The sequence below is a fragment of the Streptomyces sp. BE20 genome, from assembly GCF_036322525.1.
Classification (GTDB): domain Bacteria; phylum Actinomycetota; class Actinomycetes; order Streptomycetales; family Streptomycetaceae; genus Kitasatospora.
In genome coordinates this window covers 1-15,101 of sequence record NZ_JAQYWW010000514.1, presented here as the reverse complement: position 1 = coordinate 15,101, position 15,101 = coordinate 1, and the positions used below count along the sequence as shown (strand labels likewise).

The 15,101-nt window shown below is 73.6% G+C and carries 11 protein-coding genes; 3 read left to right on the top strand and 8 right to left on the bottom strand.

The window, feature by feature from the left end; all coding sequences use genetic code 11:
• The coding region (locus PUR61_RS08075; protein ID WP_329877201.1) for a substrate-binding domain-containing protein at positions 1–387 on the bottom strand (387 nt) is incomplete at its 3' end.
• Positions 388–1,133: 746 nt separating this feature from the next.
• On the opposite strand from PUR61_RS08075, the gene PUR61_RS08070 reads away from it, so the two are divergent.
• From PUR61_RS08070 to PUR61_RS08060, 3 genes are all read left to right on the top strand, one after another.
• A complete protein-coding gene (locus tag PUR61_RS08070; protein ID WP_329877199.1) occupies positions 1,134–2,636 on the top strand; it encodes a peptidoglycan-binding protein in 1,503 nt (500 codons plus the stop codon).
• 119 nt (positions 2,637–2,755) lie between these two features.
• Positions 2,756–2,953, top strand: coding sequence for a DUF5999 family protein (locus PUR61_RS08065; protein ID WP_329877197.1), 198 nt, complete (start codon positions 2,756–2,758; stop codon positions 2,951–2,953).
• Complete coding sequence (locus tag PUR61_RS08060) at positions 2,950–3,906, top strand: SAM-dependent methyltransferase (RefSeq protein ID WP_329877195.1); 957 nt, start codon at positions 2,950–2,952, stop codon at positions 3,904–3,906. The genes PUR61_RS08065 and PUR61_RS08060 overlap by 4 nt, the downstream gene beginning before the upstream one ends.
• Before the next feature lie 91 nt (positions 3,907–3,997).
• On the opposite strand, the gene PUR61_RS45210 is transcribed toward PUR61_RS08060, so the two are convergent.
• The 7 genes from PUR61_RS45210 to PUR61_RS08030 form a co-directional block, all read right to left on the bottom strand.
• The gene (locus PUR61_RS45210; protein ID WP_443035135.1) at positions 3,998–4,507 is read right to left on the bottom strand and encodes a peptidoglycan-binding domain-containing protein; all 510 of its coding nucleotides are present in this window, start codon (positions 4,505–4,507) and stop codon (positions 3,998–4,000) included.
• A 789-nt stretch (positions 4,508–5,296) separates the two neighbouring features.
• Positions 5,297–6,589: an MFS transporter gene (locus tag PUR61_RS08055; RefSeq protein ID WP_329877193.1), complete on the bottom strand. Its 1,293-nt coding sequence runs from the start codon at positions 6,587–6,589 to the stop codon at positions 5,297–5,299.
• A 138-nt stretch (positions 6,590–6,727) separates the two neighbouring features.
• Positions 6,728–8,212 (bottom strand): GMC family oxidoreductase, encoded by a 1,485-nt coding sequence (locus tag PUR61_RS08050; protein WP_329877191.1) that lies wholly within the window; start codon positions 8,210–8,212, stop codon positions 6,728–6,730.
• Positions 8,209–8,664: a hypothetical protein gene (locus tag PUR61_RS08045; protein ID WP_329877189.1), complete on the bottom strand. Its 456-nt coding sequence runs from the start codon at positions 8,662–8,664 to the stop codon at positions 8,209–8,211. The genes PUR61_RS08050 and PUR61_RS08045 overlap by 4 nt, the downstream gene beginning before the upstream one ends.
• Positions 8,664–10,082: an aspartate aminotransferase family protein gene (locus tag PUR61_RS08040; protein WP_329877187.1), complete on the bottom strand. Its 1,419-nt coding sequence runs from the start codon at positions 10,080–10,082 to the stop codon at positions 8,664–8,666. Before PUR61_RS08040 ends, PUR61_RS08045 begins: the two co-directional genes overlap by 1 nt.
• Entirely contained in the window at positions 10,075–11,571 is a 1,497-nt protein-coding gene (locus PUR61_RS08035; RefSeq protein WP_329877185.1) for an NAD(P)/FAD-dependent oxidoreductase, read from the bottom strand. The genes PUR61_RS08040 and PUR61_RS08035 overlap by 8 nt, the downstream gene beginning before the upstream one ends.
• Complete coding sequence (locus PUR61_RS08030; RefSeq protein ID WP_329877183.1) at positions 11,568–12,542, bottom strand: glycosyltransferase family 2 protein; 975 nt, start codon at positions 12,540–12,542, stop codon at positions 11,568–11,570. Before PUR61_RS08030 ends, PUR61_RS08035 begins: the two co-directional genes overlap by 4 nt.
• Positions 12,543–15,101 lie beyond the last annotated feature (2,559 nt).

The following is a 15,101-nucleotide window of genomic DNA, read 5'->3' as shown; positions in this document are numbered from 1 at the left end:
GAGCAGGGCGACCTTGGCGTCCTTGGCGGCCTGGACGACCTGGGGTCCGACGGCGGGGTCGGGGACGACGATGACGACGCCGTTGGTCTTCTGTGCGATCGCGGCCTGGACCTCGCTGATCGTCTTGTTGGCGTCGTTGCCGAGGTTCACGACCTTCAGGTCCACACCGAGTTCGGCGGCCTTGGCCTTGGCCCCGGCGGCCTCGCCGACGAAGTACTCCTGGTCGCCCTGCTTCTGCAGGTAGGTGATCGAGATCTTCCCGTCGACCTTGGCGACCGGGGCGTCTGCGGCCTTGGTCGACTCCTGGCCGGTCGAACACGCAGTGGTCAGACCGAGCGCGAGCAGCAGACCCGTAGCAGCGACGGTACGGCTGGTGGAACGGAACATCGAGAGCTCCTTCGAGCGGACGCCGGGGAGGGGCGGATCCGGGCGCGGCGAGGCGCAGGTAGCAGGGGGTCCAGGGTGGTGGACCACGATGTGGGGAGAGCGGATGCCGGATCGGGTTCGACTTGCGCGTGACCGGCCGGCTAATCAAACGTAATGAACCAGCAACGAACAGGTTCGAACGGGGTGGGGATATGACACCCCTGTTTCGGAATCCAGGTCAAGGGTGGTCCCGTGTCGAGACCACCTTGTGACGTGAGGCGTGCCGTCGGTGCGGGAGTTGCGGCGGAGGCGGCCACCCTCGAATCGGTTCCGCGCGTACGGACAGGGGGCTCGTTGGGTGCGGACGGGGCAGCCCCGGTGATGCCCGTCGCTCCGAACGCGTCCGGGCGGCGGTGCACGGCTCCTGGCCGGATCACGATTGGGTAACGCGCCGGGTCGCGCTGCCTGCGGCCCACTCCTTATCGGCGAAACCGAGTGAATGTGGAGCAGTCGCGATGCGCCCCAGCTCATGCGACCCGGCGCCGTGGAACCGGGTCACCGGCCGTGCGCGCCCGGCGCTCCTGCCGGCGAGGGCGCCCCGGCTCCCGGCGGCCGAACCCCCGGCGCCTCCGCCCCGGCCCGCGCCCCCGGGTGCCGGCGGCGAGCGGCCGCCCTACCGCGAACCCACCGCGGTGCGGGAGCGGACCGGAAGCGATCCCCGCCGGCGCGTGCTCGCTTCGCCGACCACCGACTCTCCAAGGACCCTCATGGCTACCCCCACCACGGCCCCTCTGGCCGACTCGGCGCTCTGCGACCTCCTCGCGCACGAGGACACCCGGCGGGACGCGGCGGAGGAACTGATGCGCAGGCACGGCCGCGTGACACTGGCCTACGCCCGCGTCCTGTGCGGGGATGGACAGGACGCCCAGGTGCTCATGGTGGAGACCTTCAACCGTGCGCTCGACGTCTTCTGCGGCCACGCATCCCCGGGCATCACCTGGATCACGTGCCTCCTGCAGGAAGCCCGGCACCTGGCCGCCCGGTGGGCCGACGGCGGGCGGTACACCGCGCTGTCGCCCGGCTTCGTCCACTGGCTGAACCAACGCCGTGGTGATGCGTCCACCAGCTGCCTTGCCGCCCTCCTCGGAGCCGAGGCCGAGTCCCTCCTCCTTCCCGCGCTCCGTCAACTCTCCGGGCATGACGGGACGCAGGTGTGGCACAGCCTGGTGGAGACACTCGCGATCGATGGTGTGCCGTCACGTCACCGCGTGCAGGCCCCGGCGGTCGGGTTGCGGCGGGAACTGCTGAACGCGTACCTGCGCATCCACAATTCCCGCGCGCGGGAGCGCCGGTGCCGACACCTCGCGGTCCGACTGGCCGACGCGATCACAGACGGCCGGGCCACTACCCCGGAACTGACGGTCCATCTGGTCGATTGCGGCCCCTGCACCCGGGCACAGTCGGATCTTCGGGCCGTCCACCACTGGGACGTCGCCGCGTTGCAGGAACGAACCTTGCTCCGCCCCTGGGCCGCCGTGCCTCGCGTGTCGGTTCACACGGCTGCAAAGCCCGTTGATCCTCCGGGCCCGCCCCCGGCGCCGGTCGGGGGCGCGCCATCGCGGGCGGTCGTCGCCGGCCAGGAGGACGCCGCCCGGTCCACCGCGTTCGCCGGACGGCCGGGCCCCCGGCGCGACGCAAACGCGCGGCATGCCCGGACTCGCAGGAAGTCGCCGGCCTGGGCGGCGGGCATGGGAACGGTGACCCTCGCCGTCGGTCTGACACTGGCGAACGCACCGGCCGAGCACGCCGAAAAGGCCGCCGTTCCGCCGACGCCGTCGGCGAACGAAAGCGCCACCGCAGGCCCACCCGCACAACCGGTCGGCTCCGCCCGGCCAAGCGCCGTGCCGACGGGCGCGCCGACGACCGACGTGCCGTTGACACCGAGTTCGGCCGGCTCCGTGTCCGGCACACCCTCCGCCACCGTCTCACCGTCACCCTCGGTCTCGAAAGGCTCGGCTTCGCCCGGAACACTGCAGCGAGGCGACCGGGGACAACCCGTTCTGGCGCTGCAACGTCTCCTGGTCGAGGCCGGCTGCCAACGTCAGGATGCACCGCTGGTCCGAGGACGCTTCGACGACGCCACCGCAGCCGCCCTGATGAGGTTTCAACAGGAGGCACGGATCCGCGGCGAGGAAAGAACCCGGATCCTCTACGGTCCGGCGACCCGCGAAGCCCTCGAACGCAAGGCCACCCGCCCGGAGTGCCGGTAGACCGGCACCGGGACCCCGGACGGAACGTGCGCGACTTCGTAGGCCCCTACCCCTCCCCCCACTCTGCTGACATGTCCGCCCCCACACCGGACACCCGCCCATCCGTACGGGAGAACGCCGTGACCCGAAACCGCAAGCCTCGCTTCCCCGGAACCGAGGAACCGGACGCCCGCGCCGCCCGGAGCACCACCGGTCGCTCCGCGCGGGGTCGGGACCTGCTGTGCCACGGCGGCGCCGTGTTCGAGGACACCGGCGGGCAGCGTCCGGAGGGACGGCGGATCGCCCCGGCGCGCGGCTCGTCGACGGACCAGGCATGAGCCGGCCGCGGGGCCCGCGCCCGCACACCGTCCAACCCGTGAGGCTCGCGGGCCGGCCCGCAGCCCTGTGCGGCACCCCGGGCGCGGTCCACGCCCAGGGGTCCACCCAGCCCGACCTCCCGGCCGACACGCCATGGTCGGCACCGGATCCCCGGGGGCACCGGTGGCTCCTGCGACCGGATCGGCCGGCGTCCGCCCGACTGGCGAGCCTGATGCTGGCCGGCAAGGACCACCTCGCCGCGGACCGGATGCTGCTGGACCGTCTGCAGTCCGAGGACGCGCACTGCCTGGTCCGGGCCCGGCGCGGCAGGGAGTTCCTCCACCACGCCGCCGGGCACCTGGCCGAACGCGGTCTGGACCAGTTCCTCGACCTGGGCTGCGGTCTGACGACCGGCGCGCCCGGCACCGCACTCGCCCCGATCCACACCTCGGTCCTGACCGCGCGGCCGGGTGCGAGGGTCGTGTACCTGGACCGCGACCCGGTGGTGATGGCCCACGCCCGGGCGCTGCTCGACGCGCCGGCGCCCGCCCAGGTCCGGCACCTGCGCGCCGACCTCGCCACTCCCGGTGCGCTGCTCGCGAAGCTGCGGGAGCACGCGGGACTGGAATGGCGGCGACCGGTGGCAGCCGTCCTCGGCGACGTTCTGCACGAGCTGAGCGACCCGCAGGCCCGCTGCCTGCTCGCGGCGCTGCGCCGGGAACTGCCCGCCGGCAGTGTGCTCGTGCTCAGCCACCGGACGGCGGTTGCCGGCGCACCGGGTCGCGCCGCGCGCGTGGCGGCCTGCTGGGAACAGGCCGACCTGCCGTGGTATCCCCGCACCCCGGAGGCCGTCGATGCGCTTCTGGACGGCTGGGAGCGGCAGGAACTCGGGGTGGAATCCGTGGCGGGCGAGGCCGCGTCCGGCGTGTACGCCGTGGTGGCGGTCAGCAGCAGCGGCGGCCGTGGGCGGTGACGGGCATGCCCCGCGTGGTGGAGGGTCGGCCGTCGTCGAGCGCCACCCGTCGGTCACCTCCGTGCTCGCACGCCTACCCGGGAGTCGCCGGTCACCTGTCGGTCGTCGTGGCCTCAAGGACCTTTCGCGTGGCCGGGCCGTAGACCCCGGCCGGGTCGTCCCGCACACCGTGCGTTTCCTGGAACTGTTGGACAGCGGTCTGCAAGTGCAGGTCGTAGCGCCCGCGTTGGGGGTAGTCCCATCGGTCGAGCTGCGCGAGCCGGTACTGCAGTTCGACGACCTCGGGCCCGGTGTCGTTCCGGCGGAGTGTCGGTTGGTCGGCGGGGGCGGGGGTCGGCGGAGCAGGGGATGGCGGTGCCGTTCCGGGCCCGTTCCGGGGCTGGCCGGTGGGCGAGGCCGAGGGGGGAGCCGTGGGAGAGGCGGCAAGCGGCGCTGCGGGCGGGGCCGAGGCCGGAGCCGTGGACGGGGCCGATCTCGGAGCCGTGGGCGGGACTGGGTTCGCAGCCGCGGACGGGGCCGTGGCCGCGGAGGGTACGGACGGTGTGGCTGATGGCGGTGCGCCCGTAGGCCTGCGCCCGGGGGCTGATGAGGCCTCTTGCACACGGTTGGGGCTGGGGCTCGGGCTGAGGCCGGGGGGACCGGTGCTGCCCGGCTGGACCGGCCTGGCCGTCGTCTCCGGGGCGCCGTCGACACCAACTACCTCGGACCGGTTCGCGGACGGCAGCGCCGTCTCCAGGCCGTCCTGGCCTCGGGGGAGCAGGTACGCGACCACGATGGCGGCGGAGCCGACCACGGCGGCCACGGCCGCTGTAGCAGCAAGCTGCCTACGCCGTGTGCGAGGCCGTGGGGCCGCGCGGTCGGTCGTCGCGGTTCTGACCGCGGGCGGGCCCACCGGCTGGGCGCCGGACGGCAGGTCGCTCTCGTGTACCGCGCGCTGAATCCCCCATGTCCGCGTGTCGGTCGGCCCGTCATCCGGCGCGGCCTCGGGGAGGGACAGGTACGGCCGGATGCAATCCTGATCGAACGGCAGCGCTGCCGCGGCCCGTGCGGTGGTGGCCGTGGTGACACAAACGCACGGGGAGGTGTCGCCGCAGTGTGGGCAGAAGGGTGTGCTCACTGGACTCCAGTCGGGCGGTTCGACGAGCCGTCGGCGCGTGGTGTCGGGGGTGAACGGAGAACCTACTGCGCGTGGGGCCTGCAAATCCAATCGGGTTGGGACGTCTTGGGGTTGCGGCGTGCTCACGCCAGGAGGCGTGGGAGAGCGCGGCGGCCGGCGGTGACCTGGTCGAGTGAGGAACTGACGCCGGGCGGCGTGCTCGTCCTGACGAGTGGTGAACCTGCGGCGCTGCCGTCCCGTGGCCGTCCGCCGAGCGCACCGGCCCCGTGCCGTTCACGGCGAGGAACTCTCGTCGGACCGCGCCTTCGGCAGCCGCGCGGCACGGCGACGGGGCTCCCCGCCGGACGCCCCCCGCGACCCCCGGGTGGCCCGGGCGAGCCGGCCGGTCGCCGCCAGACAGATCGTGGCCAGCACGAACAGCACCAGCGGCACCGCGCGTACGTCGAAGAGTTCGATGATCCCGCCCAGTGCCGGGCCCGCCGCGACCCCGCCCACCATGGAAGCGGCGATCACCAGCGCACCCGCCCGCCGTGCCGCCGGTACCGCCCGCCTGAGCCACGGCAGCCCGGTCGGGAAGATCGGCGCGATGAACAGCCCGACGCCCGCGTACGCGTACGGGGCGAGGCCGGGCTGTACGGCGGCGAGCAGGCACAGCGCCATGCCCGCGCAGCTGACCGCGATGATGGCCGGCTCCGACCAGCGCAGGGTGAGCGGCGCCACCAGGAAGCGCCCCACCGTCATCATGAGCCAGTAGACGGACGTCGCCGAGGCGGCCAGCGTGGTGCTGTAGCCGACGGCTTCCAGGTGGGAGGGCTCCCAGCCGCCGACGCCGGCCTCCACCGCCACGTGCAGCACGTAGAGCACGACGAAGGCGGTGAGCAGCGCGACGGTCCGCCGGGCCGCGCCGGCCGACCTGCCGTCCGGGTCGGAGTCGCCCGGGTGGGAGCCGTCCGGGCCCGCGCCGGCGTCCGCGGGCGCCCGGTCACGGACTCCGCCCAGCGGGATCAGCAACAGGGCGGCCAGGACGGCGAAGGCCAGGAAGACGGCGGGATAGCGGTCGGCACCGAGGACGCCGACCAGGGCGGGGCCGGCGATCGCGCCGATGCCGAAGTGCGCGTTGAGGATGTTGAGCATGGCGGGGCTGCGCCGACCGAAGCCGGTGGCGAAGAGCTGGTTGAGGCCGTAGTCGATGCCGCCGAAGCCGAGGCCGGTGACCAGGGCCGCCGGCAGGGCGAGCGGCCAGGTCGGCGCGAGCGCGAACGCGGCGCTGCCGAGCGCCATCAATGCGTAGGAGACACCGAGCAGGGCGCGGTTGCCGATCCGCCCGAAGGCCCGGTCGAAGGCCAGCACGCCGGTGACACCGCCGACGAAGTGGGCACTCAGGGCGAGCCCGGCGCCGGAGGGGGACAGGCCGAACTCCTGCCGCAGGGCGGGCAGAGCCGGTCCGTACAGCGACTGCAGGGCTCCGATGAGGACGAAACCGACGCAGGCGGCGACGACCGCCGGGGCGCTGAACGACCGGTCGGGGCGAAGGGCCTGTCCCGGCTGGGTGGCGAGTGTGCGCACGAGGGTTCTCCGATAGGGGGGGCAGGTGAGGGGAGGGCCGCGGTGCGTGCCCCGCCCACGGCAGCGCACGCACGGCGGCGGCCCGGCACGGATCGGCGTGACGTCGGGAACGGCGGCCCGGCCGGTGGTGTCGTCGGGTCAGGTGTTGGCGAAGCGGGCCGCGATCTCGTGGGCGAAGGCCATGATCGTGCCCTGCGGACTGATACCGGTGACTCCCGGGAGGACGGCGGCGTCGCTGACGTACAGGTTGCGGTAGCCGTGCGGGCGGCCGAGGTCGTCGCACACGCCTCCGCGGTCGGCGCGTCCCATCCGGCAGGAGGCCATCCCGTGGACGGAGACCAACTGCCAGTCGCCCGGTCGGACCCGGGAGCAGAGGTCCTCCACCTCGGCCATGGTGCGCAGGGGCCGTGCCGAGGCGACCGGCGCGACGAGTTCCACGGCGCCGGCGGCCAGGAGCAGCCGCGCGGTGTCGTGGAAGGCGGTGCGCAGCGCGCGGTGGTCCTCGGGCGTCATGGCGTGCGTCAGGAGGACGCCGCCCAGGGGGGTGGAGCTGACCCGCGCGCTGCCCCGCAGGCGCAGCTGGGTGGTGTAGACGGCGGAACGGTCGATCTGCCCGAGGATCCGCTCGACCAGGTCGGGCCCGTGGCCCGCGAGAGCGGCGGCGAGGCTCCCAGGGGTCAGGTTGGACGGCATCACGAGCGTGCCGCGGTCGCTGAACTCCTGGACCTGGGCGGTGAAGATGGTGCCGTTGGCGGCGTCGACGGGTTCGGCGAAGCGGGCGACCGTCCGGAGGTTGACGTGCAGGGCGAGCTCGCGCCCGGCGACGGCAGGCAGGATCCCGCTGCGCTGCAGCAGGGCCGGTGTGCCGATCGGTCCGGCGGCGACGAACACCGCCCGGGCGCGGTGGAGGGTCCGACGGCCGCGGCCGTCGACGCAGAGGACGCCGTGGACGTTCCGGCCGTCGTGCCGGATCCGCAGCGCCCGGGTGTCGGGGACGATCTCGGCACCGAGTTCCTCGGCCCTGGGGAGGTAGGTGAGGGCCATGCTCTGCTTGGCCCCGCTGGTGCATCCGGTGGTGCAGCGGTTGCGCCGGAGGCACCCGTGAACGGCCCGGTTCGCCGACTGCCAGCGCCAGCCGAGACGGTCGGCGCCCGCGGAGAGGAGGACCGAGTCGCGGTTCCCGCCGCCCGGCTGCTGCGGGCCGGCTCCGAGGCGCTCCGTGATGCGCCGCAGGTGCGGTGCGAGGTCGGTGGCCCGGTAGCCGTCGGTGCCGCTGACCGCGGCCCACCGGTTCAGCAGCGCTGCCGGGGGATCCCACAGGAGTCCGCCGTTGACCACGGTCGTGCCGCCGACGCAGCGGCCCTCGCCGTAGGCGATGGTCGGCCGGCCGAAGATCGGGGTCAGGCCGCCCTGGCGGTAGAGCCGGCGCATGTTCTCGGCCGGCGTGGCGGCGGCCAGGTCGGCCGTGGTGACCCGGGGGCCCTCCTCGATCACGGTGACCCGTCGCCCTGCCGCCGCGAGGTCCAGGGCGACGCTGCTGCCGCCCGCACCCGAGCCGATCACCAGGATGTCGCACTCCCGGACGGCCGGGGCCCGGTTCAGAGGCGAGTGCCCTGCCCTCATCGGGTCGCCACCTCCCCGGCGCTGCGCTGCGGGGCGCCGTCCAGAGCGCCGTACAGCGCGAGCGCGGTGCTGGCCCGGATCACCTCCGCGACACCGGGCAGGCGGCCGAGGCGGGCCATCGCGGCGTGGTCGGCGGCGGCGGGCGCCCGCCGCAGGTCGTGCCCCCCGGCGCACCGGACGAGGGTGGGTACCGCCCGCAGGACGACGGAGTAGCCCAGCCGGTAGGGCAGCGGGAGAAGGGCGACGGTGTGCCTGACGTGGTCCTGGGCCGCCGCCGCGGCGGCGGGATCCCGCAGGCAGGCGTACCGGTGCGCCCAGAAGGCCGGCAGGCCGCTCGCCGTCAGGGCGTCGGTGCGGGTAGCGGTCCGGGTACCGGGCCGCGCCGGCGCGATGGATGGCTCCGCCGCCGCCGTCGGGGCCGACCGAGCGGGTTTCCACGGTGTCAGGCGCATCAGGAAGTCACCTTCTCCTTCACGAAACCCGCCAGGAGCTGGGTCGCGCCCTGGCCGAGGACCTGGTCGAGTGCGCTCAGGAAGGTGTCCACCTCCTCCGGGCCCGCCACCAGCGGGGGAGAGGCGATCAGGGCGATCTCCCGGTTGGAGCCGTAGTAGGTCAGCACGCCGTGGTCCCGGTAGAGGGCGGCGATCACCGCCGCGGTGAGCAGTTTGGCCCCGGCCTGGGGATCCTTGGCGAGGGAGCCGGGCAGCACGGACCTGATCCGGTCGGGTACCCGCGGGCCGCCGCGCAGGAACAGGCCGTGCAGCGCGCCCCGGCCGCGGGTCCCGGCCACCAGCCGGGGGTGGCGGGTGACGAGGTCGGCCAGCCCCGCGCCCAGCCGGTCCCCGATCCGCGCGGCCCGGCCGGGGAAGTCCTCGTCCACCGCGACGGCGACGGCCTCCAGCGCGGTGGCGCTCTCCTCGCCGAAGCCGTAGTAGGTGGTGCTGTGGAGGGTGGCGTCGGCGAGGCTGTCGTACGCCTTGCGGAAGACCGGTTCCCGGGTGACGTAGCCGGAGATCGAGGCCTTCCCCCCGCCGAAGGACTTGGACATCGCCAGGACGTCGGGGACCAGGCCGGGGTGGCGCATGAAGTGGAACAGCTCGCCGGTCTTTCCCCAGCCGGTGTAGACCTCGTCGAAGACCAGCACGATGTCGTGTTCCGTGCAGATCCGGCGCACCTCACGCAGGAACGGCTCGGAGCACTCGCGCAGGCTGGAGGCACTGAACGGCTCCAGGACCACGGCGTAGACGTCGCAACCGCCCTCGGATCCCCGGTGGCGGTCCAGGGCCGCCGCGAAGGAGTCGAGGTCGCCGTAGCCGAAGGAGTCGGTGCCGGGGATCCCGGGGAACGGGAAGTGGATCTCCGGGGAGGCGGTGAGACTGCCCGCGCCCAGGAGCTTGCCGTGGAAGGCGATGTCCGTGTGCAGGATCGTCCCGCGGCGTCCCGCGTGGTACTTGTACGCGAGCTTGACGGCCCCTTCGACGGCCTCCGCACCGGAGTTGGGGAAGTAGCTCACGTTCAGGTCGCCGGGCAGCAGGGCCGCGAGGTTGTGGCCGAGGGCGGCCACGTACGGGGAGAAGAAGTTCTTGTGCACCTCCATCCGGCGCTCGCGCTGGAAGCGCTCGCGGACCGCGAGGATCCGGGGGTGGTTGTGCCCGTGGTTCAGCACACCGACCCCGCCGGTGAAGTCCAGGATCCTCCGGCCGTCCTGGAGCCGGATCCACGCCCCCTCGGCGTGGTCCACCAGGTCGCGTCCGAATCCGAAGGATCCGATCAGCGCGACCTGGCTCCGGCTGACGTGCGCGCCGTACAACTCGTGGATCCGCTCGATCCCCAGGTTCTGGCAGTCGTCGAACGTGATCAGATCAGTCATGGTCCCCTCCGCGCTCTTCCCGGTGCTGCTCCGTGTCGGAGGCGACCGAGGCCCCCTCCCACTCCCACTCCTGGTCCGGCCGCTGCCGCCGCGCCCGGTCGAGGTGCTCGGCCATCAGCCGGGCCGCCTGACGGCCGCCCCGGACGGCGTAGTTGGTGCCCCGGTCCTCGGGGAACACCTGAGCCATGCCCGCGAGGTACAGCCCGGGGACCTCGGTGCGCAGCGGCGGCATGGTGCGGGTGTAGCCCGGGGTGACGACCGGCTGGGCGTACTCGGCGCGCCAGACGTGGTAGGCGTGCACCCAGCTGCGGTCGAAGCCGGGGAACATCTGCCGCAGGTACGGCAGGCTGTACTCGAAGACCTGGTGGTCGCTCATGAGGTACAGGTCCGCGTCGGCCGGCAGGTACTTGGAGAGGTAGACGACGTGACGGCCGCCGTAGCGCGCCGGGTCGTCCATGTTGGTGTGCTCGATGACACCGACGTAGGGGAACGCGGGGTCGTTGACGTTCAGCCAGTAGGTGTCGGAGAGCCTGCGGTTGTTCTCCAGGACCAGGCACACGTTGGCCAGGTACCGCACCTGCCGCAGCTGCCGGTTGAGCGCCGGGACGGCGGGGTGCGCCGCGTGGGGGCCGTCCAGCAGGCGTGCCGCCTGTTCGGGAGCGGTGGTCACCAGCACCTGGCGTGCGGGGTGGAGGCGTCCGCCGGCCTCCACGGCGCTCAAGCCGCGCTCGTCGATGTGCAGGGCCCGCGCGGCCGAGTCGGTCCGCAGGTCCACGCCGAGCTCGGTGAGCCGTTCGACGAGCGCGGTCACCAGCGTCTTGCTGCCGCCCCGGAGGTAGTACAGGGTCTCGCTGCCGGACTTGGTGCGGCTGCCGCCGCGCAGGTGCAGCTTGGTCCACATCCAGGTGGCACCGATCTGGCCGGCGTAGGGGCCGAACTTGCCTTCCAGGAGCGGGCGCCACACGACCTCGTAGACCCGGCGACCGCCCAGCGAGATCAGCCATTCCTCGGCGGTGCGGTGCTCCAGCTCCCGCCAGTTCCGCACGCGTCCGGCGCGCAGGGCCAGCAGGCCGAGGCGGATCCGGTCGGTGAACGCCAGCGGGCTGAAGCGCAGGATGTCGACCGGCTTGGAGAGTTTGAAGATCGTGTTGGCGTAGTACATGCCGGTGCGGGTGAGGTGCGGCTCCACCGCGTCGGCGATCCCCAACTCCTCGCACAGACCCAGGATGTCGGTGTCGGAGGAGAACCAGTGGTGGTAGAAGCGTTCCAGGGCGCGGCCGCCGACGTCGAACGAGGCCGCGAGGCCGCCGGCCTCGCTCTCCGCCTCCAGGACGCGGACGCCGAAGCCCTTCGAGGCGAGTTCCAGTGCGGCGGCGAGGCCGGTGAACCCGCCGCCGACGATCACCACGTCGACCGGGGCCTCGGTCGGGAGGAGGTGGGGCGCCGGTTCCACCCGGGGCGCGGTGGGCGTCCGGATCGCGGGGGTCATCGGGTCGCCCCCAAGAGGAGCGCCTGCGGCGCGGCCGCCGCTTGTGGGCGGCGGATACGGTCCCTGACGACGTAGGGCGGGCGGCCCTGCACGTGCCGCAGGGTGGCGTTCACGTACTCGCCGAGGACACCGATCGCGACCGCCAGAAGGCCCACGGACCAGGCCGACCGAGCGGCGCCCGGGGCGCGCCCCGCGAGGCCGAGGCCGGCCGCGGTCGCCATCGAGGCGAGGCCGACGGCGCTCGTCGCCCTGATCGGCAGGGACGAGCCGGAGACGATCCCGCGTTGGGAGAGTTCGAGCATCTTGCGGACCGTGTACTTCGACTCGCCGCCGGCACGCGGATCCCGCCGGTACTCGACCGTGGTCTCCGGGAGCCCCGCCCAGCTGATCGCGCCGCGGAGGAAGAGCTCGTGCTCGCCCATCTCCGTCAGCAGGTCGACCACCGGCCGGTCGAGCAGCCGGAAGTCGCCGGTGTCCAGGGCCACCGGGTGGTCTGCGATCGCGTTGAGGACGCGGTAGTAGGCGAAGGCCGAGGCTTTCTTGAGGGCCCCTTCGCCCTGCCGCTCCGTACGGCGGCCCGAGACGACGGACCAGCCGCCCCACCACCGGGCCACCATCTCTGTGATGAGCTCGGGCGGGTCCTGGAGGTCGGCGTCGATGATCACGACCGCGTCCCCGGCGGCCTCCCGCAGGCCTGCCAGGCAGCCGGCCTGGTGGCCGAAGTTCCGGCTGAGCCGGAGCCCACGGACGGAATCCGAAGCGGCCACGAACTCTTCGATCAGGGACCACGTCCCGTCGGTACTTCCGTCGTCCACGTAGAGGATCTCGTAGGTCGTCCGGAGCCCGGGCCGCAGCGCGCGGGTCAGCCGGGAGTGCGTCTGCCTGAGCACCGACTCCTCGTTGTAGCAGGGCAGGACGACGGTCACGAGGGCAGAGGGAGCGCTGCGGGGGAGAACATGAATGGAAGGCATGCGTCTTCTCCTTGTGCGGATATGTGCGATTCCGCTCGAACGAGGTGGCGCTTCAATGGGCCGGTCCGACGCCGAGTGTGCTGCTCATCCGCTGATACACCATCAAAGATCAACGAATGAGGCCTACTTCGCCGCAACGCTGCGGCGGGAGGGCGATGACCTGACAGCCCGTTTCTTCACAACAGTAAACACAAATCAACGAGTCTGCCCATTGATTCTGTGTGACTTGTTCGTGTCGGGTGGAGAATCGTCGGGAATCGGCCACTCGCGCGCCGGGCCCGCCCCGGCCGCGACGCCACCGCCGGGGCGCCCTTCACCCGGCCACCTCCGCCGATGGCCCCGGCCGGCGCCCGGAGCGGGCTGCCGGTGGCCATCGGTTCACGGTGACGATCTGACCGGTAGCCGCCGCTGTACCCGGACGGCTTCCGCCCTGCGGTGACGCCCTCGTGGATCGCGTTGCCGGTTCTGCGGCGCGCACCCCCCGTACCGCCCGGCCGCGGGCGGGTGTCGTACCGGCCCGGCCGCGCTGTGGTCGGGGCCCCGGCCCACCCGCGAGTCGTTGCGGGTCGGGGCGGCGAGACGGTGCAGCCGCAGGGCGGTTCGGCGGCGCGCGTGGCCACGGTCGGGTCCGAGACCCGGTGGGCCGGTCATCGACGGGCGGGCCGCGCAAGGTAACGGTTCGGCGAAGCCACGGGCCGGGGCTGCGGTCCGGCGCTCTTCCTGCGCAGATGCCGCTGTCCGGCCGAAGCCGGACGCGCGCCACAGAGCCACGGACACGGACCACCCGCACGCCCAAGGAGAACCGTGGGAGAGCCCGATTTCGCTTCTGCCCCCGCCGCCGCCCCCGGTGACGAGGCCGGCCGATCCGCTCCGGTCGACGCCGCTGTCCACAGCCGGGGCGGTGACCGCCCCGTACGGCGCCGAGCGACGACACCGCCCCGCGCGGAGCGGCCCGCGCCAGGCCCGGACGGTGCCGGGAAGCCGTTCACAGCGGTGGCCGCCGAGGCCTGGCGGACCATCGTCGGCGACAGCCCCCACTCCGACGCAGGAGTGTCCTTCCTGGCCGGCATGGAGCTGTGGGCGGCCGTCCGGGAGTCCGCGCGGCCCGCCCCGCCCGTCGTGACCGCGAGGGCGGCGGTCGACCCCGGCCCTCCCGAAGACCGGCAGCCGGTCGAACCGTCGGCCGTGTACACCCACAGGGAGGCCACCGTCCTGCGGGCCGTGCTGGCCGCGCCCAAGGCATGCCGTCGGGCAGTCCTGCAGGCGGTGCTGGAGTCGGCCGCGAGCGCGGGCGCACCGCCCTGGCCCGGCCCGACCACCGAGAACGCCGAGCGAGCCGAGGCCGCCCACCACCGGTTCAACGAGTACTTGTGCGCCAATGTGACACTGATCGCCGACCGCACCTGTCCCCGCCTTGCCGACCTCCTGGAGGCGGACGGCAACCGACCGCCGGGCGCCGGCCCCTCGGCGTTCGCGGCCGGGGGAGACCCGGCCTGCGGCATCTGCACGGATACCCCGGCCGAGCCTGCTCCCCGCGGTGCCGGTGGACCGGACGTCGCCGGACGGGTCGTGCGGCTCACCCCCGACGAGAGCCCGCACCTGCGAGAGCCCCACGTCGGTGCCGAGCCGGTCCCGCCCTCGACCGCGCCGGCAGACCCGGGGACGAGGCCGCCGGGGCGCCGCCCGAGCAGCACCGGTACCGCCGGGCGAGGACAGCTGCCCCGCCGGGCGACGCTCTGGGCGGCGGCCGCGGCGACCGCCACCGCTGTCCTCGTCGGCGTGCCGCTCACCGTCCGGAACGTGCCGACCGGAGTCGCCGGGCCCAGGTCGGACGTGGCCGCCCAGGACCTCCCGCCCGCCGACACCCCACCCGTCTCCGAACCCGTCTCCGAACCTGTGGCCGCCCCGAGCCCACCGGCCGCCCCCTCACCGTCCGCGACGCCCACCGGCCCAGGGCCCGAAGCCGTTCGGTCGGCCCCGGCCAAGCCCACCCCGGCGCGATCCTCACGCTTCACCCCACCCGCCGCGGGACCGTCTACGCCGACCGCACGCGCTACGCCCGGCCGAAGGACCTCACCCCCGGACGGTTCCCCGCCGACCCCCGGGACCTCTGCCCGACCCTCCGCCCCGTCCTCCGGCACGACCCTGCTCGGTTCCGGGACTGCCACCTCGTCCCCCGCCTCACCCTCCGCCCCGCCCGCAGCCTCACCGTCCGCCCCGCCCGCCGCTCCGTCCCCCGCCTCACCCTCCGCCCCGACCACCAGCACGGCCCCGCCCAGCTCCGGGTCTCCCACCCGGCCCGCCGCCTCACCTGCCGTCACGACCCCGCCCACCCCGGTGCCGACACCACCAGTAGCGTCCCCGAGCCTTGCTGCGACCTCTACCGTGCAACGGCGTTAGGCCGTAGAGCCCAATGCCGGTCCCACGCTTTTCGGATGATCAGACCTGTCCTTCAATTCCCACAGCGAGGCCGATCCGTTATGAACCTGACCCCGATACAGCTTTCCTGGACCGTGGCCGTGGGTGCGGTCCTGGTGTCCGTGCTCACGCTGGTGATGT

Coding starts and splice junctions, on each gene's coding strand:
- PUR61_RS08060 (WP_329877195.1), top strand. CDS start 2,950: ATGAGCCGGCCGCGGGGCCCGCGCCCGCACACCGTCCAACCCGTGAGG.
- PUR61_RS08040 (WP_329877187.1), bottom strand. CDS start 10,082: ATGACTGATCTGATCACGTTCGACGACTGCCAGAACCTGGGGATCGAG.
- PUR61_RS08070 (WP_329877199.1), top strand. CDS start 1,134: ATGGCTACCCCCACCACGGCCCCTCTGGCCGACTCGGCGCTCTGCGAC.
- PUR61_RS08045 (WP_329877189.1), bottom strand. CDS start 8,664: ATGCGCCTGACACCGTGGAAACCCGCTCGGTCGGCCCCGACGGCGGCG.
- PUR61_RS08030 (WP_329877183.1), bottom strand. CDS start 12,542: ATGCCTTCCATTCATGTTCTCCCCCGCAGCGCTCCCTCTGCCCTCGTG.
- PUR61_RS08050 (WP_329877191.1), bottom strand. CDS start 8,212: ATGAGGGCAGGGCACTCGCCTCTGAACCGGGCCCCGGCCGTCCGGGAG.
- PUR61_RS08035 (WP_329877185.1), bottom strand. CDS start 11,571: ATGACCCCCGCGATCCGGACGCCCACCGCGCCCCGGGTGGAACCGGCG.